The sequence below is a fragment of the Paraburkholderia acidipaludis NBRC 101816 genome, from assembly GCF_000684975.1.
GTDB lineage: Bacteria > Pseudomonadota > Gammaproteobacteria > Burkholderiales > Burkholderiaceae > Paraburkholderia > Paraburkholderia acidipaludis.
This window is the reverse complement of the sequence record NZ_BAXZ01000005.1, coordinates 201,190-219,403: the sequence shown is the minus strand read 5'-3', so window position 1 is coordinate 219,403 and position 18,214 is coordinate 201,190. Positions and strand designations below refer to the sequence as shown.

18 protein-coding genes are annotated in these 18,214 nt (G+C 62.2%); 8 read left to right on the top strand and 10 right to left on the bottom strand.

Annotation, left to right across the window (positions count from 1 at the left end; translation table 11 throughout):
• Positions 1-43: 43 nt before the first annotated feature.
• The 4 genes from BAC01S_RS08030 to BAC01S_RS08015 form a co-directional block, all read right to left on the bottom strand.
• A complete protein-coding gene (locus BAC01S_RS08030) occupies positions 44-1,696 on the bottom strand; it encodes a DEAD/DEAH box helicase (RefSeq protein ID WP_027794295.1) in 1,653 nt (550 codons plus the stop codon).
• Between the two features lie 223 nt (positions 1,697-1,919).
• Positions 1,920-2,540 carry a PAQR family membrane homeostasis protein TrhA gene (gene trhA, locus BAC01S_RS08025; protein ID WP_027794294.1) on the bottom strand — a complete coding sequence of 207 codons (621 nt, stop codon included), beginning with the start codon at positions 2,538-2,540 and terminating at the stop codon, positions 1,920-1,922.
• A gap of 215 nt (positions 2,541-2,755) precedes the next feature.
• Positions 2,756-4,060 carry a c-type cytochrome gene (locus BAC01S_RS08020; protein WP_027794293.1) on the bottom strand — a complete coding sequence of 435 codons (1,305 nt, stop codon included), beginning with the start codon at positions 4,058-4,060 and terminating at the stop codon, positions 2,756-2,758.
• Positions 4,061-4,081: 21 nt separating this feature from the next.
• Entirely contained in the window at positions 4,082-4,840 is a 759-nt protein-coding gene (locus BAC01S_RS08015; RefSeq protein ID WP_043201579.1) for a c-type cytochrome, read from the bottom strand.
• Between the two features lie 554 nt (positions 4,841-5,394).
• On the opposite strand from BAC01S_RS08015, the gene BAC01S_RS08010 reads away from it, so the two are divergent.
• Positions 5,395-6,321 (top strand): CopD family protein, encoded by a 927-nt coding sequence (locus BAC01S_RS08010; protein WP_027794291.1) that lies wholly within the window; start codon positions 5,395-5,397, stop codon positions 6,319-6,321.
• Between the two features lie 33 nt (positions 6,322-6,354).
• On the opposite strand, the gene BAC01S_RS08005 is transcribed toward BAC01S_RS08010, so the two are convergent.
• Both BAC01S_RS08005 and dgoD read right to left on the bottom strand, forming a co-directional pair.
• Positions 6,355-6,654, bottom strand: a complete 300-nt coding sequence (locus BAC01S_RS08005; RefSeq protein WP_027794290.1) for a hypothetical protein — start codon at positions 6,652-6,654, stop codon at positions 6,355-6,357.
• 338 nt (positions 6,655-6,992) lie between these two features.
• A complete protein-coding gene (dgoD, locus tag BAC01S_RS08000) occupies positions 6,993-8,141 on the bottom strand; it encodes a galactonate dehydratase (protein WP_027794289.1) in 1,149 nt (382 codons plus the stop codon).
• Positions 8,142-8,269: 128 nt separating this feature from the next.
• On the opposite strand from dgoD, the gene BAC01S_RS07995 reads away from it, so the two are divergent.
• Positions 8,270-8,953 (top strand): FadR/GntR family transcriptional regulator, encoded by a 684-nt coding sequence (locus BAC01S_RS07995; protein ID WP_027794288.1) that lies wholly within the window; start codon positions 8,270-8,272, stop codon positions 8,951-8,953.
• Between the two features lie 569 nt (positions 8,954-9,522).
• A complete protein-coding gene (locus BAC01S_RS34480) occupies positions 9,523-10,149 on the top strand; it encodes a hypothetical protein (protein WP_156954348.1) in 627 nt (208 codons plus the stop codon).
• 61 nt (positions 10,150-10,210) lie between these two features.
• On the opposite strand, the gene BAC01S_RS07985 is transcribed toward BAC01S_RS34480, so the two are convergent.
• The gene (locus BAC01S_RS07985) at positions 10,211-10,519 is read right to left on the bottom strand and encodes a helix-turn-helix domain-containing protein (RefSeq protein ID WP_043201577.1); all 309 of its coding nucleotides are present in this window, start codon (positions 10,517-10,519) and stop codon (positions 10,211-10,213) included.
• Positions 10,520-10,604: 85 nt separating this feature from the next.
• Between BAC01S_RS07985 and BAC01S_RS07980 the strand changes: the two genes are divergently transcribed.
• The 5 genes from BAC01S_RS07980 (at position 10,605) to BAC01S_RS34475 (ending at position 13,765) form a co-directional block, all read left to right on the top strand.
• Positions 10,605-11,168 (top strand): DUF1643 domain-containing protein, encoded by a 564-nt coding sequence (locus BAC01S_RS07980; RefSeq protein WP_027794286.1) that lies wholly within the window; start codon positions 10,605-10,607, stop codon positions 11,166-11,168.
• A gap of 98 nt (positions 11,169-11,266) precedes the next feature.
• Positions 11,267-11,872, top strand: a complete 606-nt coding sequence (locus BAC01S_RS07975) for a hypothetical protein (RefSeq protein WP_027794285.1) — start codon at positions 11,267-11,269, stop codon at positions 11,870-11,872.
• A complete protein-coding gene (locus BAC01S_RS07970) occupies positions 11,869-12,075 on the top strand; it encodes a hypothetical protein (RefSeq protein WP_027794284.1) in 207 nt (68 codons plus the stop codon). Before BAC01S_RS07975 ends, BAC01S_RS07970 begins: the two co-directional genes overlap by 4 nt.
• Positions 12,076-12,121: 46 nt before the next feature.
• Positions 12,122-13,036 (top strand): lysozyme inhibitor LprI family protein, encoded by a 915-nt coding sequence (locus BAC01S_RS07965; protein WP_027794283.1) that lies wholly within the window; start codon positions 12,122-12,124, stop codon positions 13,034-13,036.
• A gap of 36 nt (positions 13,037-13,072) precedes the next feature.
• Complete coding sequence (locus BAC01S_RS34475; protein ID WP_156954347.1) at positions 13,073-13,765, top strand: hypothetical protein; 693 nt, start codon at positions 13,073-13,075, stop codon at positions 13,763-13,765.
• A gap of 226 nt (positions 13,766-13,991) precedes the next feature.
• Here the strand turns inward: BAC01S_RS34475 and BAC01S_RS07955 are convergent, their stop codons facing one another.
• The 3 genes from BAC01S_RS07955 to BAC01S_RS07945 all read right to left on the bottom strand — a co-directional run bounded on the left by BAC01S_RS07955 (position 13,992) and on the right by BAC01S_RS07945 (position 18,191).
• Positions 13,992-15,281, bottom strand: a complete 1,290-nt coding sequence (locus BAC01S_RS07955) for a DUF3631 domain-containing protein (RefSeq protein WP_084168341.1) — start codon at positions 15,279-15,281, stop codon at positions 13,992-13,994.
• Positions 15,282-15,650: 369 nt separating this feature from the next.
• Positions 15,651-16,895 carry a tyrosine-type recombinase/integrase gene (locus tag BAC01S_RS30635; protein WP_043201575.1) on the bottom strand — a complete coding sequence of 415 codons (1,245 nt, stop codon included), beginning with the start codon at positions 16,893-16,895 and terminating at the stop codon, positions 15,651-15,653.
• A 234-nt stretch (positions 16,896-17,129) separates the two neighbouring features.
• Entirely contained in the window at positions 17,130-18,191 is a 1,062-nt protein-coding gene (locus tag BAC01S_RS07945; protein ID WP_027794280.1) for an HNH endonuclease, read from the bottom strand.
• Positions 18,192-18,214: the final 23 nt, after the last annotated feature.

Here is an 18,214-nt window from a genome sequence, read left to right as displayed (position 1 = left end):
TCGACGACGGTCGGCCAGGGTGTGGCCGACCGCCGTGTCGCGATCAACGGTCGTGGGTGCCGCGGCCGTTGCGGCGCGCGTCGCCGCCGGGCCGTCCGCTCAGCAGCGCGCCGGGATTCGACTGCGCTTTGCGTGGCGGGCGTGCGGCGGCGCCTTCATGGGATGCGCCGCGCGGGCGGTCGTGATCGTGCGCGCTTTCGCGGCGCGTGTGCTCCGCGCGCGATGCGCCGGCGCCCGGGCCTTGCGCCTTCACAGGCCGCGCACCACCGCTGGGCTTCGATGCACGTTGTGCGCCGTTGCCGTCGGCGCTCCGGTTGCCGCCAGGCTGACCGTTCCGATTGCTGCCCCGATCGCCACCGCGATTGCCGCCCCGATCGCCCGAGCCATTACCGTTGCCGCCATTGCGCGATTCGCCACGCCCCTCGCCGCGCGCCTGGGCAGGCTTGCCCTGGCCGCTACCCGCGTTGCTGCGCGCCTGACCGTTACCTTGCGCCTGGCGCGGCGCGCGCGCGCCGCCTCCCTGGCTGCGCCGCTGGATCGGCTCGGGCTTGGCGTTCGGGTCCGGCTCGAAGCCGGGAATCACTTCTTGCGGAACGGCGCGCTTGATGAGCTTCTCGATATCCTTGAGCAACTGGTGCTCGTCGACGCACACGAGCGACACCGCCTCGCCCGTCGCCCCTGCGCGTCCCGTGCGGCCGATGCGGTGCACGTAGTCCTCGGGCACGTTCGGCAGGTCGAAATTGACGACGTGCGGCAACTGGTCGATGTCGATGCCGCGCGCCGCGATGTCGGTTGCGACCAGCACCTGCAGCGTGCCGTCCTTGAACTCGGCAAGCGCGCGCGTGCGCGCCGACTGGCTCTTGTTGCCGTGAATCGCGAGCGCGCTGATGCCGTCTTTCGCGAGCTGCTCGGCAAGGCGGTTCGCACCGTGTTTCGTGCGCGTGAACACGAGCACCTGGAACCAGTTGTGCTGGCGGATCAGGTGCGTGAGCAGTTCGCGCTTGCGGTCGCGGTCGACGGGGTAGACCTTCTGCGCCACGGTCTCGGCCGTGGTGTTGCGCCGCGCGACTTCGATGAGCGCGGGCGAATCGAGCAGGCTGTCGGCGAGCGCCTTGATCTCGTCGGCGAAGGTGGCCGAGAAGAGCAGGTTCTGGCGTTTCGGCGGCAGCTTGGCGAGCACGCGCTTGATGTCGTGGATGAAGCCCATGTCGAGCATGCGGTCGGCTTCGTCGAGCACGAGGATCTCGAGCTGCGAGAGGTCGATGGTCTTCTGCTGCATGTGATCGAGCAGGCGCCCAGGCGTCGCGACGACGATATCCACGCCGCGCTTCAAGGCGTCGATCTGCGGATTGATGCCGACACCGCCGAACATCACCGTGGAGCGCAGCTTCAGGTACTTGCCGTAGGCCCGCACGCTTTCTTCCACCTGGGCGGCGAGTTCGCGCGTGGGCGTGAGGATCAGCGCGCGCACCACGCGCTTGCCACCGGCGGCAGGCGGCATTTCCGAGAGGCGCTGGAGGATCGGGAGCGTAAAGCCGGCGGTCTTGCCGGTGCCCGTCTGGGCGCCGGCCAGCAGGTCGCCGCCGTTCAGCACGGCGGGGATCGCTTGCAGCTGGATGGGCGTGGGCGTCGTGTAGCCGAGTTCGTTGACGGCGCGGACCAGGGGTTCGGACAAGCCGAGGGAATCGAAGGACATAAATACTCTTTCTTGTTGCGATGGCGCGAGCGGCGCAGCGCGGCGCGCTTGCGCGCGGCTGCGAGGAGCCCTTGTGGCCCCGGCCTTCTCGCGTTACGAAAACGGTGCGCCAGTGCGCGCGCCGTCTGGACGGCGGGCTATCAGGGCCCGCCGGCTGGCGTTGAGTTGCATCGCGTGGCCGCGGACACTGCGGCGGTCATGCGATGGCTTCGCTAATGATGCGTCACGCGACGTAGCGCGCGACGCTGACGAATTGACAGACGCTCCCGGCCAGTACGAACAGATGCCAGATACCGTGTCCGTGCCGGATGCGTTCGTCGTTGACGAAAAAATAAATGCCGACGCTATAGATGATGCCGCCGGTCAGGAGCCAGGCCGTGCCCGCGGCCGGCAAGGCTTCGAGCAACGGGCGCACCGCCACTATCGCGAGCCAGCCCATGACCACATACAGGATCATCGAAACGAGGCGCGTGCGCCGGCCGAGCGTGAGTTCCTGCACGATGCCGAGCGCGGCCAGCCCCCAGCTCACGCCGAACAGCGACCAGCCCCACGGCCCGCGCAACGTCACGAGCGTGAACGGAGTATAGCTGCCCGCGATCAGCAGATAGATTGCCGAATGATCGCATTTCTGCAGAAACGCCTTCAGACGCGGCCCGCGCACGCCGTGATACAGCGTTGAAATCGTGTACAAGGCGCAAAGCATGGCGCCATAAACGCTGAAGCTCACGACCTTGTACGCGTCGTGATCGAGCGCGCCTATCGTCACGAGCGACACGAGGCCCGCCACCGACAACATTGCGCCCACGAGGTGAGTAATGCTGTTCAGACGCTCACCGGCGTGCATACCAACTCCTTCTTCTTCTACCTGCCTCAAGCTTTACCGCCCCAGGCTCTACCCGTCTCGAGCGCCGCGCGACACGCCGCAGGCCGGGTCCGCGAGCCTGCCGCAACCTTCCGGATCCCAATAGCGAAGGGCGCAGCCCGCGTTGTTCAGCAGGCTGCGCCCCTTCAGGCAGACGCAACTATAGCAGTAACGGCTTGCGCGGGACCGCAGCGTGCCTAGTCGAGCGGCGCGGAGCGCAGATCGGCCACCTGTTGCGGCGACACCGGCTTGCCCTTGTTGCCCCAGGACATGCGGATGAAGGTCACCACGGCCGCGACTTCCTGGTTCGACAGCGCCTGGGCAAACGGCGGCATGCCGTAAGGCCGCGGATTGCGCTCGGTGCTCGGCGGATAGCCGCCATTGAGCACCATGCGGATCGGGTTCACGGCGGAAATCATCTGGATCGACTGGTTGTTCGCGAGCGGCGGGAAGTTCGGCGGCATGCCGAGGCCGTTTTCCGCGTGACACTTCGCGCAATTGTCGTGGTAGATCTTCTGGCCTTGCTGCAGCAGTTCGCCGCCGAAAGCCTCCGAAGTCTCCATCTGCATCGTCTCGGGCGCCTCCTTCTTCTGCGGGATGGTCTTGAGGTACGTGGCCATCGCCTTGATGTCGTCGTCCGAGAGGTACTGCAGGCTGTTGTGGATCACGTCGGCCATCGGGCCGAACACGGCGCCGCGCTCCGAGATGCCGGTCTTCAGGAGGCTCGAGATCTCCGTGATGTCCCAGTGGCCGAGGCCGCCTTCGCTCGACGTGAGCGAAGGCGCGTACCAGTTCTGCAGCGGGATCAGGCCGCCCGCGAAGGCCGCCGAGTTGACCGGGCCGCCTACCGCGTTGATCGAGGTGTGGCACATGCTGCAGTGGCCGAGGCCTTCCACCAGATAGGCGCCGCGGTTCCATTCGACCGACTGGCTCGGGTCGGGCTTGTACTCGCCCTCATGGAAGAACAGCGTGCGCCAGCCGATCAGCAGGTTGCGGTTGTTGAACGGGAACTTCAGCTCGTGCGGACGGCTCGCCACGTGCACGGGCGCCACCGAGCGCAGATAGGCGTAGATCGCGTCCGCATCGGCGCGCGTGACCTTCGTGTAGCTCGCGAACGGGAACGCCGGATAGAGCAGGCTGCCGTCCTTCGAGCGGCCCGTATGCATGGCGCGGTAGAAGTCGTCGGCGCTCCACTTGCCGATGCCGTACTGGTCGTCGGGCGTGATGTTGGGCGTGTAGAGCGTGCCGAACGGCGTGGCCATCGGCAGGCCGCCCGCGAAGAGCTTGCCGCCGCGCACCGTGTGGCAGGCGACGCAATCGCCGGCGCGCGCAAGATACTCGCCGCGCTTGATGAGATCGGCATCTCCGGTCTGGTCGGCGGACGTTGCCGCGAAGGCCACGCCGTCGTGCAGATAGCGGCTGCCGGACCACAGCGCCGGCACGAGCACCGCGGCGGCCGCGGCGATCACGGCGGAAAGTGCGAACAGGGACTTGCGGTTCATATGGCTGTCTCCCCCGGCGCCTTATTGCGGTTCGCTGCCGCAGGCAAGCGGCGTTTTCAACGAGTTCGCCGGTGCCGGCACGGGATTCTGCGGAGCGGGCTGGGTCGAGAGCCAGGCCGCGACCGCGTTCACGTCGTCGTCGGTGAGTCGCGTGGCGATTTCATGCATGCAGTCCGGCGTCTTGGCGTGGCGCGAACCCGAGCGCCAGGCGCCGATCTGCGCGCTGATGTAGTCCGCATGAAGGCCGACGAGCCCGGGGATCGCCGGCTCCATCCCGGTCAGCTTCGCGCCGTGGCAGGCCGCGCAGGCCGGGACTTCCTTGCCCGGGTCGCCGTGCAGGACGATGTCACGTCCGTGCGCGAGCGTGCTGCCTGCCACCGTCGGCTGCGCGGGCGGCGGATAGGGCGGCCGCTGCTGCGAGAAGTACGTGGCGATCTCGTGCAGGTAGTCGTCGGAGAGATAGGTGACGAGGTAGTTCATCGGAGGGTACTTGCGGCGCCCCTCGCGAAAGTTCATCAACTGGTTGTACAGGTACTCGGCCGGTTTGCCGGCGAGACGCGGGAAGTAGTCGTTGTCGGTGCCCTGGCCGTGCGTGCCGTGGCACGCGGTGCAGCCCTGCACGCGCGCTTCGATCGTGTCGGGGGCTTTGGGCTGCGGGGGCGTCTGCGCGTGAGCGGCGGTGAGGAGGCCGGTCGTCCCGATGAGCAGTACGGCTCCCAGCGGCGCAACGAGCGGAATGAGCGGTCGGAGGATACGTCTTGGGGACACGCGTAACTCCATCTTTTATCGTGAACCTGAACCAGGCCTCGAGGAGCCCGGGTTTTAGGCTGCGCGCGATGAAAAACAGAAGACCGTGCGCGCTGCGGTGACGCAGCGATTCTATCATTGCGACCTGATAGCGACTATTTGACGCACCCGCCAGTCGGCCCTGTGACGAGGCTTCCCGATGTGTTCGCGGCAAATCGACACGCTTTCGTCGGTATCATTCTGCACCCAATGACCGATCCGTGGTGCGGGATTGCTCACACTCGGCCGGGTCGCGCCAGGCGCCGGCGGGTGAGTTTGTCTTCTCGCGACCGTCGCCGCGTGCCGAGGTCTCGTCGCCGATTGAACCGATTGGCGCGGTATCTATCGAACGAGGCCCGTCTGTCAGGTGCCGCCTGTGAGACGGTTACGGCACGGCCTGACGGTTTCGCGCAGCTTTGTTTTCATGTTGTTTCCCTGCCACTGCTCTCGATGACTCTAATTGCTCTTTCCTTTTCGATGCGGCATGCCCGCAAGGCCATCGTTTCCTTGCCCGCTTCCTGTGCGGTGAGCGAGGAGGGGCTGGCCCGATGAAGGCTGACTGGCTCTGGATCGGGCAGGTCGCGATGGCCGCCCTCGTCAACGTCTCGTATGCGTTCGCGCTAGGCTCGGCGCTCTATGGCGCGTGGCTCGGCAAGGACGGCAACAGTCCCGTCTCGCCCGCCCGCGCGGCATGGCTGCGCGCGCAACGCTCGCAGCGCGCGTCGGCCCTCGTGCTCGTGGTCGCGCTTCTCATGTGGCTGCTCTACGAGAGTGCGTCGATCAGCGGCGAACCGTTGCCTTCGGCCTTCGGCGTGGTTTCGACGGTACTCGCGCAGACGCATGTGGGGCAGGCGTGGAGCGTCGCGTTCGGCGGCGCGCTTCTGTTCCTCGTGACCGTATTTGCCGCGGGCGGTGCGCTGCGCGACGGCGTGCTGTGGATCGCGCTCATCGTGACCGCGGGCGGCCGCGCCGCGCTCGGCCATGCCGCCGACGCCGGCTTTGCCTCGGCCGCGCTCGGCTTGCACACGCTGCACGTGCTGAGCGCGAGCGCATGGAGCGGCATCGTCATGGCAGGCGGACTCGCCGTGCTGCCGGCGCTCGGCGCCTCGACCGCGCGCGGCATGTTGATCCGCACCTCGGCGCAGGTGTCGAACGTGGCGCTTTTCGCTGTCGGGATCGTGTTTGCGACCGGCGTGTTCAACGCCTTGCGCGGCACGGGCGGCTCGTTTGCCGCGCTCACCGGCAGCTCGTGGGGCCACGTGTTGCTGCTCAAGCTGAGCCTCGTGACGCTCGCACTCGTGCTGGGCGGCTACAACCGGATCATCGCGATGCCGGAACTGCGCCGCTCGGCCTCGACAGCCGCCGCGCGCCGCTTCGTGAACCTGATCCATCTGGAAGCGATCGTGATGATCGGCGTGCTCGTGGTCGCGGCCGTGCTGGCGCGCAGCGTGCCGGGCTATGTGTTGCAGGGCTGATACGCGCGCCGGCGGGTCCGGCGCGCCGCGGCCTCACTCGTAGCCTAGCCGGTGGCTGAGGATGGGCGCGAAGAAGAGGGCGATGGCGCAGCCGATGGCCTTGCCCTCGAGCCCGGCGAGCGCGAGCGCCGAGGACGGATGCGAGAGCAGGTCGAGAAGCTCGGGCGCACACCACAGCACCGCGAAGCCGATGAAGGCGTGCTCGACCGTGAGGATGCGCCAGCCGCGCGTGCAGGCCATGGCCGCCGCGATCACGCGCATGATCCCGAAAGCGACCAGCGCACCGACGGCGGCTTGTTCGCGAATCAGATAGTCGGGGAGCATCGCTTCCATGTGTGTCCCTGCGATTTGTCGTGGTCTCGCAGGAGATTCAGCAAGGAGCAGGCCAGTCGTGCGGCGGCCCTGTCGTGCAATGCGGTGCGATGCGGCGCGGCGTGGTGCGCAAGGGTGCCGGGCCTTGTGTGGCGGGCGTTTGCGCGACTCGGGCCGCGTTCTGCTTATGTGCGTAAACGACATTCGCCGCGTGCGCCCGGGGGCGTCACGCGGCGAATCGGGTTCGATGCGGCCTCAAACGTTACGGCGGTGAAACGTGCTGCGCGCGAGGCGTCACGTAACGTACACAGCGCGGCACGCGAGCCTTGGGTCGGGGCGTGCTCGCCGTGATCCGGCGCTTACCACTCGGCGACGCTGCCGTCTGCGTGGCGCCACACAGGATTGCGCCAGCGGTGGCCGGTCTTTGCCATCTCGCGCACCTTCTCCTCGTTCACCTCGATGCCGAGGCCCGGCCCTTGCGGAATCGACACGAAGCCGTCTTCGTACTGGAAGACCTCGGGATTGCGGATGTAGTCGAGCAGATCGTTGCCCTTGTTGTAGTGGATGCCGAGGCTCTGCTCCTGGATGAACGCGTTGTAGCTCACGGCGTCGATCTGCAGGCAGGTGGCGAGCGCGATCGGGCCGAGCGGGCAGTGCAGCGCTAGCGCGACGTCATAGGCCTCGGCCATCGCGGCGATCTTGCGGCATTCGGTGATGCCGCCGGCATGCGACGCATCGGGCTGGATGATGTCCACATAACCGCCCGCGAGAATGTGTTTGAAGTCCCAGCGCGAGTAGAGCCGCTCGCCGAGCGCAATGGGTGTGCTCGTCTGGTTGACGATGTCGCGCAGGGCTTCCACGTTCTCCGAAAGCACGGGCTCCTCGATGAACATCAGCTTGTACGGATCGAGTTCTTTCGCGAGCACCTTGGCCATCGGCTTGTGGACGCGGCCATGGAAGTCCACGCCGATGCCCACGTTCGGGCCCACGGCCTCGCGCACGGCCGCGACGTTGTTGATGACGCCTTGAACCTTGTCGAAGGTGTCGATGATCTGCAGCTCCTCCGAGCCGTTCATCTTGACCGCCTTGAAGCCGCGCTCGACCACGGCGCGCGCGTTGTTCGCGACATCGCTCGGACGGTCGCCGCCGATCCACGAATACACCTTGATCTTGTCGCGCACCTGGCCGCCCAGCAGCGCATGCACCGGCACGCCATGGTGCTTGCCCTTGATGTCCCACAGCGCCTGATCGACGCCTGCGATGGCGCTCATCGAAATCGGGCCGCCGCGATAGAAGCCTGCGCGGTACATGACCTGCCAGTGGTCCTCGATGAGCAACGGATCCTTGCCGATCAGATAGTCGGCGAGTTCGTGCACGGCGGCTTCGACCGTATGCGCGCGGCCTTCGACGATGGGCTCGCCCCACCCGACGATGCCTTCGTCCGTCTCGATCTTGAGAAAGAGCCAGCGGGGCGGGACGACGAAGGTTTCGAGCCTGGTGATTTTCATGGCGGGGTCTCCGGATTGGGGGTGACGGCGCGTGGAGCGGCATGTCTTGAGGAATACATGCTAATGGATAAATCGCCTTTTCGTGCTATTAATAGTATTATTTGCCGGGACTTCCCACTATCTGGAGAATGGCGATTCAGCGCGACCTGCATGGCACGGTAGCTTTCGAACTCGGCAGTGCGATCTTGCGCGGCGATTACCTGCCGGGCGAGGTGCTGCCACGCGAGGCCGAACTCATGGACGCCTTCGACGTCAGCCGCACGGTGCTGCGCGAGGCGCTGCGCACGCTCACCTCGAAGGGGTTCGTGGAATCGCGCCCGCGCGTCGGTACGCGGGTGCGCACGCGCGATGCATGGAACCTCCTCGATGCGGACGTGCTCGAGTGGTATGCGCTCGTGGCGCCGCCGCTCGCGTTCGCGCTCAAGCTGCAGGAGATGCGCGAGATGATCGAGCCTCATGCGGCGGGGCTTGCCGCGAGCGCGCACGACGCGGATACGCTGGGCGCCATCGGCGACGCGCACGCTGCGATGGCGAGTGCGCGCAACGTGGACGAGTGGGTGCGTGCCGACCTGCGGTTTCACCTCGCGGTGCTGGCGGCGTGCCGCAACGAACTGCTGGTGCCGCTCGGCGCGCTGATTGCGCGCACGCTGGAGGGCCAACTGCGCGTGAACGCAAAACGCGCCGACGTGTTCAACGCGGCGCTGCCCGAGCACACGATCGTGTTCGAAGCGATTGCGCGGCGTGATGGGGGCGCCGCGGCAGCGGCGATGGCTGGGCTGTTACGCATGACGCGGGAGCGCATCGAACGCTGACGAACTCGATTTTCCGGGAAGCCGAATTGAAGAAATTCGCACTTGCAGCGATCGCGGCATTCGCCATGTCGGCGGGACGCGTAGATTGATTCCCGGTAATGTTGGAGCGAAGAGAGCGTGGTGGGACGTGCGCCGATTAGATCGCGAACCGGACACGGCAATGCAAGGGGGCAAGAGAAAAGCGCTTGCGGAGAATGCGCGGCGTTCTGAAACGAAAAAGCCCGCAACTCGTGAGAGTGCGGGCCTTCGCGTTGGGAATCAGGGACTCACACTCAGCCGAAAAACCAAATTATAACATGAGCTTACAGTTTTCGCTGAGTCGCAGTGCCCCCAGATAGACCCCCATGGCCTTCGGTTGTTGTTGGGCAATATCGGGGAATGGATGATGCGGTTAATTTTTTGCCTGTGTCTTGCAACACCCGATGCCGGGCGGAGCAATCATCGACGTCGCCGTACCGACACAAGCCGTCAGCGCCCACGAATTCGTAGAGTGTCTATCTGAATTGGAAGCCAGTCGGCGGCGCTATGATGTGCGTGTTCAACATCGATAGAAGCCGGGGTGCCGAACGATGAATTGGAATCAATTTCAGAAGAATATTGGTATGCGCGTGCGAATTGAGCCGCCTGCCTGTCGGCTTAATGACGCGGGACACATACTTCCTGAGTCACACGAAGAATGGCTCATCGAGAGTATTTCTGCGGACACGATCAATCTTCGTAATCTGACAAGTAATCACGTGGCGGAGCTAGGAAAGGATCATGTCTACGACTATCGCTCAGATCCATCGCGAACCAAGGGCGATGTTAAGTACGGTTTCCTGATCCTGAAGGTCCAAGTTTTTATGCAAGGGGATGATATCTGGTTGAGACCAAACTCTCGCCCTGGCGAAAGCGTTGCACCGTCAAATCTCGCGCATCACCAAGTGCAATGGACGGAGTTGGTTAAGGTCGATGCTCGCTCGGGGATTCCGCTCAATGCACATGTTGCTTCTCTTCAGTATCGCCTCTGGAGCGATGTCCGGGGGATTCCGTTGCTGCTACGAATTTCGTCCAATGCAGAAGGGACCTTGAGTCAGGAGCTTTCCGGCCCTTCGGGTGTAGCAAAGCTGATGGTTGTCGAGCCACAAACCTTCTACGTCAGCTTCAGTCACCCAATGGTCCAGCACGAGATGAGCGTTATCGGCTACGAGTTTTGAACAGCGCTGTTGAGATCACTTGCGAGCTGCGCGCGTACAGCAATTTGATGTGACCCTAAATTTACTCATTGCCCGCTAGCTGCTCGGCTAATTCGAGAATTTTCCCTCTCGCTTTCTCGGGTAGGCCGTGAAATAGCCGGACCAACTCGGCTTCGTCGTCCCCGACTGCATAGAAGTACGACACCGGCACGTCAAGCACGTCCGCGATTCGCGTGAGCGTCCCGAGGTCGGGGATATGCTTGCCCCGCTCGTACTGATTCATCCGCGCACTTGCGGACATCTCGTCTATTCCTGCCGCTACTCCCAATCGCTCCTGCGACAGCCCGGAGCGCAGCCGGGCTTCCTTCAGGCGCTTCGCGACCAAGTCCAAATTAGCCTCCGACCAAAGGCTAAGATATTCTTAGTAGTCGAGTTTCTATACACTAAGACTTCCTTAGTCTGTAGAGGCGGCAACGGTGGCGGCCGAATCCCATGACCCCGGCGGCAAAGTCCGCATCAAGCTCCCGGCGAACGTGACCGGGGAAGCCAGCTTTTCGCCTTGTGGGCGCTATCGCCATCTACTTACACGGCGCTGGGCGGACGGCGACGACTTCGCCCTCTGGATCGGTATGAATCCCTCCACGGCTACGGAGGAGGTGGACGACCCGACCGTCCAGCGGGAGTGGACATACACCCGTGTCCGGCTCGGTCTGTCCGCCTATGCCAAGGCAAACGTAATGGACTACCGGGCGACCGATCCGAAGACGCTGCTGGAGCCGGGCATCGAGCCCAGAAGCGGTCGGAATCTGGCGGTGATTCTTGAGCAGGCCCGGCGTGCCAAATACGTGGTGCTCGGGTTCGGTGCGCTAGGCAACCGCCAGCAGCGCACGTATGCCGCCGCACTCGTCTCCGCTCTGGAAGCTGAAGGCGTCCCCCTGTTCTGCCTTGGATTCACGGCTGATGGCTCGCCGCGCCATCCTCTGTACGTGAAGCAGGATAGCCCCCTTGTGCCGTTTCCACCGGGCAGCTATCGAGCGTGAATGCAACGGTCAGCCTCGCGCGCGCGCAATCCATGCGGTGTGTTAATTTTTTCGCCGAATTAATTGACTAGGCAACTAATTGGGATTGCGTACAGGCAATGGCGAAGATATTGAATACCCCTAACGGCAGACAGGAATTGCCAATCATCAAGCAGCCGGGGCGACGCGTCCTGCTGATCGTCGGGGACCGAATTGATACGGTCATTGGGTCGAGCGGCTACCTCTATCTATGCCGGGAGGACGGCGCAGAGCTTCGCAAGCTGGTCTGGCGGGACATGATCTTGCCGGAGCAGTTATTCGCCTTGCGCGTGTCGGTCGGCGAATTCCTGCCGGACGAATTGCTGCTGCCGATTCCGGTCACGCCGGACGAGGCGGCTGTCTATCGCGAGGCGTGCCGATTAGCGGCCATCGTGAGGGAGGCGCAGGGGATCTGGATGACGATCTCGCTGCATGAGCGCGTCGGTCCTGCCCAGCCTCCCGCCGACTCAGTTACGAGCTACGTCGATATTGGCTCCGTCTGGGCGGAGAAGGCTGCCGATCTGGAAGGAACGCCTGAGGCCGATCTCGCAGCGGTCTTGGCAACACGCAACGGGATCGAATCCGGGTGCGAGCGGGCGGAGGCTTTCTACTCGCCGCTGCTCAAGGCGCGAGTCATGGGTGAGCGTCGCGCGGTTACGCATGCTTCGCATCCTACCGAGCAATGACGACGCGCGATGACGAATCCACGCCCACCGATCCGGCTGTCGCCGCCAGAGTCGCCGAGTACGACGAGGACGCCCGCGAGTGGTTCGTGGAGCGTGCGGCGATTCGGGAGTTCGACGGCGGCTTGCCTCGACCGGAAGCCGAGCGACTCGCGCTGGAGGATACCGAGCGATGGCTCGCCCGCCGGTCGGCCAGGAGCAGCTAACCCCCTTACCCCACAGACCAATCATCGACCGGAGCCGATTCTCCCCATGATCCCGTTACAGATTCGCCCGCTTGCGCTGTCTGTATTAATCGCCGTAGCAACGCCGGGCATTGCTAATGCCGCTAGCTTCGACTGCTCGGCAGCATCCACCCCAGTGGAAGGCATCATCTGCTCGAATGCCTATATCTCGCACCTCGACGACCTACTCGCCAACGACTACGCAAAAGTAAAGTCGATTAACTCGAACGCGGTCGAGGAGCAGCGTGCGTGGATCGCTACGCGCAACGAATGCGACTCGACGCAATGCGTGATGAACGCCTACATACAGCGCAGCGGCCAGTTGCGCTATCAGCTCGAATTGGGTCAGCGCCCCGCACAGGCCGCCTCCGGCGAAACCCTCAATCAGGGCGAGAGCGACGTGACCACGCAGCCCGCCTCGGCCGCGCAACAGACGGGGCAGCAAGTCGAATCGCAATCCGCATCGCAAGAGCAACCCGGTCCGCGTGCTATGACCGAGTTGGCTGCTCAACAGATGAGCCAGCAAGGCATACCGCACATCGATCAAGCACCACAAATTCCGTCCGTGCAGCAGGTTGAGCCGAACCCGGGTAACCGAGTGCCGCAAGCCAGCCATGACTTCATCGGTATCGGGATTGGCATCGTGATCTCCCTCTCAATCATCGGGGCGATCTTCAAGTACATCAATGACCGGCGGTGCCCGAGTTGCGGGAAGTGGTCCGCGAGAGTTACCGAGAGTTCGCAGGAGACCGGCTCAAGCGTCAGGTACGAGCAGCAGCATCTCACTGACACCTATCGTAACCGGAGCGGCCAGATCACCGGGACGAAAGAGCGGACCGAAATTATCCCGGTCAAGTACACGGCGTATCGCCATCACAACCACTGCAAATTTTGCGGCTACACGTGGCAATCGGAATCCGAATCAAGATCGAAATTCCAATAGCAACATATAGATGGGGAGCACCTGAAGGTGATCCCCGTGAGCAATTGCATCACAACCTTACCGGAGATTATTGTGGCATCACTTCGTCGCATCATTTGGCCGTCGCTCGGTGTGCTGGCTATTATCAGCGCCGTATCAGGTTATAAATTTCACGCGGATGGCAGCTTCGGCCCAAACGCAAAGGACAGTACACAAGCGGTGACGTCAAACAATGATCGGGCCGAGACCGATCGAGCCCTGTACAACAAAAACTACGGCAATGTGCCGCTTACGGCAGACGAACAGCAACAAGTACGCGCTATGTTTAAGCGCGAATATGACGCAATGAGCGCGGACGGTGACCGGGCGCAACTGGCACGACAGATCGCCGCTGCGCTGGCCGATGTTGCTGCTCGCAAGGACAACGGAGATATTAGCGATCAGTTGAAGGAGAAGGCGTCCAAGGCTGATAGCATGCAGAGTGACTATGTCTCCAAGTACGGAGAGTATCCAGAGATCGACGCTGCTTCCGTAACGGTCTGGCCTCAAATCGACAAAATCTTGAAGATCCAAGCCGCGCAAGAGGCACAAAATGCGCAGTATGCCGCTGCAAGGCAGGCGCAATCAGCATCGACTCCCGCCGCTGCGTCGGCAGATACGGTAACGGACGACGATGGCGCAAACGCCCGTCCGGATGACTATGCCCCGAGTGACGAGGAAAAATCTGCCGAGAAGAGTGCGCAGAAATAATCGAATTACTGATATTTTTGCGCGCTACCGTGAGCGGTAATTTTAATCGGATTCAATGATTAAATCGGATTCCTTATAATATGTATATTAAGGAAAGTAACTCGGATCAGGTTGGGGCAAGTACTCCCCTCCATGTGTTCATCCGTTCACGGCCTTATCCGGTGAGGCCCAGAAGGTGAACGGATGTGTGCTGCCATCCGTTCACCATGCGTTCCCGAGCTTTGTCTCACTCGCTGATTGGCCCAGACTCTTCGCCTAACTCATCGTCGGGCAGGGGGTAACGATCGAAGATGGGCTGCAAGTCTGCCCGTCTATATCCCCGTCGCCGAGTTACGGGCTCAACATTGGTCGCGCGTACCTGGAATTTTGCCAAGCTGTCCCGAAGGTTATAGACGCTGAACGGCTCGCCACGCTTGCCGAATGATGACCAAGGAGCCTCCGGATCAGCATTCATCCACGCAACGATCTTCTCTGACAAGGCGTAGCTTCCGTCGTGCTCGCGGAAATAGCGCTGTACCGCTTGGAGCACTCGCTCATGTATGTCCATCGAGTCGTCGTCCGAACGCTCGATCAGCGACATGGCTTTCCGGGCCTTCTGCTCCCAATCTCCGCCTGCTACCCGGGCGACTGCAAGCATTGCCGCCCATTTGTCGCCGACGCGATTATCGCGGCCATCTGAGAGCATCCTCAATTCAGCCCGGATGTGCGTCTTGTTGCAATCCCACCACGCGTCGATTTTTTCACGCAAATAGGCGAGCCTTGTCCGCTCATAGGTGATTCGTTTGACCGGCTCGCCATGTGGCTTGCGTGCAAGCCTGATAACGATCGAATGATCCATAAGATTGGCCGGAAGCGCGCCATTGCCTGCCAACACCTTGGGGCACCACAACGAGAATTCCTCGATACCATCCGGCACGCCGTCACGGTACCCAGATACGATTGACTTGGAGAAATTCCTATCGAAGCCGCCGGAGAGGACTGCCATCATGCGCGAATTTTCTCTGAGGTTCAGGTAAGCCTGATCTAGCAGGATAGTCGGCAACGAATCGTCTATCGCGTTCGCGTCGATAGCGCGGTACACGCCTGACGCAGTAATGTCGGCGACCCTCACCGGATTCCGGACAAGCTCTCCCGCAGTATCCAGTGCCTGTGTCTTACCGCAATCCTTGCCGGGCGCGGAGAAATACAACATCGGACTGACCAGTGCAAATTTCGTGCACCGTGAAGCCACGAGCCACAACGTCACGGCTTCGTGCTGATGTCGCTCCAGCTTGACGAATTCGCCAATCGTGTCCGCTGTCTCAGCGAGCAGTCTCGCTCCTGCGCTGATTGTCTCGTCTGTGTCTGCCTTATCTGCCGATGGTGCCTCTGCATTGGGAAGCGACCTACCTAGCGCGGCCGGTGCCGTTGCCCCATTCCGAATTTGGCCTGGGACATGCTTGCGGCGTTTGGGGACGATTTCTACACGACGCTCCTCGTCCGGATTGGCGTCAAGTACTGTGGTCGAAGTATTCATGATTCACCCCACCACCGTGAAGGCTGCCGGATCGGCAAGCCAGACGTTGACGTCATCGTTGCGCCAGACCGTGCATCGGGAGCCAATGCGGATAGGCTGGGGCGCGCGACCGGCGAGCACAAGCAGACGCCAAGTCTCCCGGCCGACAGGAAGGTATGGCGCGAGCCCACCGAATCGGCTTAAGCCACCGGATGGGAGGCGGGACAGTGGCCCTTGTGCTGGCAGAGAGTGGGCAAACGAGGCATTCGCCAAAGTAAGCGAACGACTATGTGTGGATTGAGATTCCATTTGGATTCCATGCGAAGTGGTTTATCGGTTGCTGCGCATGGAGACGCACAAGGAGCCTGATTCACTGCTGGAGGAAACACTCTAATTTTGCTCGGCCATATGTTTCGCTTCCCGATGCGTGAACTGCAATACATTCGGCCTTCGCTTCTCGTCCAGATAGTCCGCCCACCACTGCATCATGTCTCGGCGCTGGGAGAGATATTGAGCGTGGTTGTAGGCGGCGCGCACGCCGTTGCCGTCGATATGCGCGAGTTGACGCTCGATCCAGTCCGAGTTGAATCCACGCTCATTGAGGATGGTGGAGGCGAGCCCTCGGAAGCCGTGCCCCGTCATGACACGATGGAATCCCATGCGGCTAAGGGCAGAGAGGACGAAATTTTCGCTAAGCGGTTGTCCCCGGCGCACCGGGCTGGAGAACACACAACGGCCAGCACCGGTAAGCGGGCGGATTTCCTCCAGCACTGCCAACGCCTGCTTCGACAGCGGCACGATATGGGGACGCCGTTTCTTCATCTTCTCGGCAGGAATCCGCCACTCAGCCCGATCCATGTCTATCTCGACCCACTCGGCGCGCCGTAGCTCGATGGTCCGGACGAACGTCAGGTTGAGAAACCGGAGAGCGAGTCGCGTCTCTGGCTCGCCCTGATAGGCGTCGATTTCGCGGAGTAATCGTGGCAGGTCGCGCTCGTCAATCCGTGCCATCGGCGTGACCGGACGACTTGTCAGCGCGTCGCGCAGATCGACCGACAGATCGCGCTCGGCTCGACCGGTGGCAACCGCATAGCGGAAAATCTGCCCGCACGTCTGGAGGCTCTTCCTGGCGACCTCTACGGCCCCGCGTTTCTCGATCTTGCGGAGGACTGCCAGTAACTCGGCTGGGCGAATCTCGGCGATGGGCCGATTGCCTAGATCAGGGTATATGTCTCGTTCCAACTGCTTCTGTATACGCTTCGCGTGATCGTCGCTCCAGCGAGCCCGACGAGCCTCAATCCAATCGCGAGCGACGACGGCCAACTGCGCGCCGGACGACTCGGCCTCTTGTCGTCGGGCTTCGTCCCGATGCCGCGCAGGATCAATCCCGCTTGCCAGCAGCTTCTTCGCGGCCTCTCGGCGTTCACGGGCGACAGACAGGGAAACTACCGGATAGCTCCCGAAGCTCATCCGGTTTTCTTTGCCGTTGAAGCGGTATTTGAGCCGCCACTTCTTCGAGCCGGAGGGCATCAATTCGAGGAATAGGCCACCCCCGTCGAACAGCTTGTTTCCGCTACCTTCCGGATTATGCTTGGCGTTCCGACACGCCAGATCGGATAACGGTTTCGATGACATCAGGCCCTCCAAAGGCGAAGCGCGACTCGGCGCGATGTTGATAGGAGGAAATCATTTGCGACTTCCTCCACAACATCGGGCGAGCGGCTCAAGGCACTTCACGGGACGGCCAAAGAGGGCAGAAATTCTCGGTAGACCCACAACGCCAAGTCGAGTCCGATCGGGAATGGGTATTAATGGCGAGGGGGAGATGCTCGAGCGAGTTCGGGGGATCTGACTTGATGGCCGCCGAGCCTATGTGCATAACAAACCACTATTTCGCACGCCTTCCGCGAATGCGCCAACCTCACTCGCCACGTGCGGTTGCGAGGTCATGACATAGTTACCCGCCGTGTCTTTATCGAGCGAATAGGTGGTTAGGCTTTCAGGCACTAATGCCGCGTCCGCCGTCGAGGCAAGCTTTACGCAGAACAATCCCATATTCAGGAGTTGCACCAGACCGAAGACATCCCTCCCACGGGTTACCGTCGCCGTCAGGTACGTGAATTTCAGCTGTGGTTCGGTCAACGGGAACTGGCCGCTCCACTGCAGCACCGGACCGTGGCTCCATGCCGTGGAGCGGTACTCACCGGTTAGGAGGTAATCCCTGATGGGCTTGAAAGATATGTCGTAACGAGCGGGCTCATCAAGGAGACTCAGCATGTACATGAAACTGATTTTCGCGAGCCCGCGATCACGGTAAGGGGCGTTCCAGTCCAGCGAGAACGGCACCTTCGCTGCTCCGGTGGCAATCGACGACGCCATTGGTATCAATGAGCGTCGATTTGCCCAAGCCACGAAAGCTTCCAGTAGCTCCCGCCAGGCATTCGCGACAAGAAGATCGCCATCGGCCCAGAATGCCGCTACGCTCGCTTCGGCGTGTGGGGTTCCTACCAGATCGTCAAAGAACGCGGATGTAATCGGGCGCTGAACGGCGTCGGGAAGGAACGTATAGCTCAATGGCTGGCTCTGACCGTCGGCCAGGATGACCTGCATTGGACGATAAAATCCTGCCGCGGCCATTCCGACGCGAATTGGCGGAAAGCCCGGCTGAACTTCGATCGACAACGGATGCCCGTGCTGATCGAAACCGAAGACCGGTTCGTTCCGACGCCCCCGGATACCGAGTTGCGCGCGTACCATCGCCACGAAATTCGAGCCCTTCAGGAATCGTTGTTCGAATGACTGGTTGCAGATTTGCTGACACTGCTCGCACGACGCTTTTGGCAAATAGACGTTACTCGCCAGTGCCTTCGGGATAATGTGCTCGTCAGTGAGCTTATCTTTCTCGTCACCACAAAAGATGCAGCGCCCCATAGCTGTAACCTCAACTTTGTTGC

Bases quoted from the DNA above. Each gene is read 5' to 3' on its own strand.
- BAC01S_RS08030 (WP_027794295.1), bottom strand. From the start codon at position 1,696: ATGTCCTTCGATTCCCTCGGCTTGTCCGAACCCCTGGTCCGCGCCGTC.
- trhA (WP_027794294.1), bottom strand. From the start codon at position 2,540: ATGCACGCCGGTGAGCGTCTGAACAGCATTACTCACCTCGTGGGCGCA.
- BAC01S_RS08020 (WP_027794293.1), bottom strand. From the start codon at position 4,060: ATGAACCGCAAGTCCCTGTTCGCACTTTCCGCCGTGATCGCCGCGGCC.
- BAC01S_RS08015 (WP_043201579.1), bottom strand. From the start codon at position 4,840: ATGGAGTTACGCGTGTCCCCAAGACGTATCCTCCGACCGCTCATTCCG.
- BAC01S_RS08010 (WP_027794291.1), top strand. From the start codon at position 5,395: ATGAAGGCTGACTGGCTCTGGATCGGGCAGGTCGCGATGGCCGCCCTC.
- BAC01S_RS08005 (WP_027794290.1), bottom strand. From the start codon at position 6,654: ATGGAAGCGATGCTCCCCGACTATCTGATTCGCGAACAAGCCGCCGTC.
- dgoD (WP_027794289.1), bottom strand. From the start codon at position 8,141: ATGAAAATCACCAGGCTCGAAACCTTCGTCGTCCCGCCCCGCTGGCTC.
- BAC01S_RS07995 (WP_027794288.1), top strand. From the start codon at position 8,270: ATGGCGATTCAGCGCGACCTGCATGGCACGGTAGCTTTCGAACTCGGC.
- BAC01S_RS34480 (WP_156954348.1), top strand. From the start codon at position 9,523: ATGAATTGGAATCAATTTCAGAAGAATATTGGTATGCGCGTGCGAATT.
- BAC01S_RS07975 (WP_027794285.1), top strand. From the start codon at position 11,267: ATGGCGAAGATATTGAATACCCCTAACGGCAGACAGGAATTGCCAATC.
- BAC01S_RS07970 (WP_027794284.1), top strand. From the start codon at position 11,869: ATGACGACGCGCGATGACGAATCCACGCCCACCGATCCGGCTGTCGCC.
- BAC01S_RS07965 (WP_027794283.1), top strand. From the start codon at position 12,122: ATGATCCCGTTACAGATTCGCCCGCTTGCGCTGTCTGTATTAATCGCC.
- BAC01S_RS07955 (WP_084168341.1), bottom strand. From the start codon at position 15,281: ATGAATACTTCGACCACAGTACTTGACGCCAATCCGGACGAGGAGCGT.
- BAC01S_RS30635 (WP_043201575.1), bottom strand. From the start codon at position 16,895: ATGTCATCGAAACCGTTATCCGATCTGGCGTGTCGGAACGCCAAGCAT.
- BAC01S_RS07945 (WP_027794280.1), bottom strand. From the start codon at position 18,191: ATGGGGCGCTGCATCTTTTGTGGTGACGAGAAAGATAAGCTCACTGAC.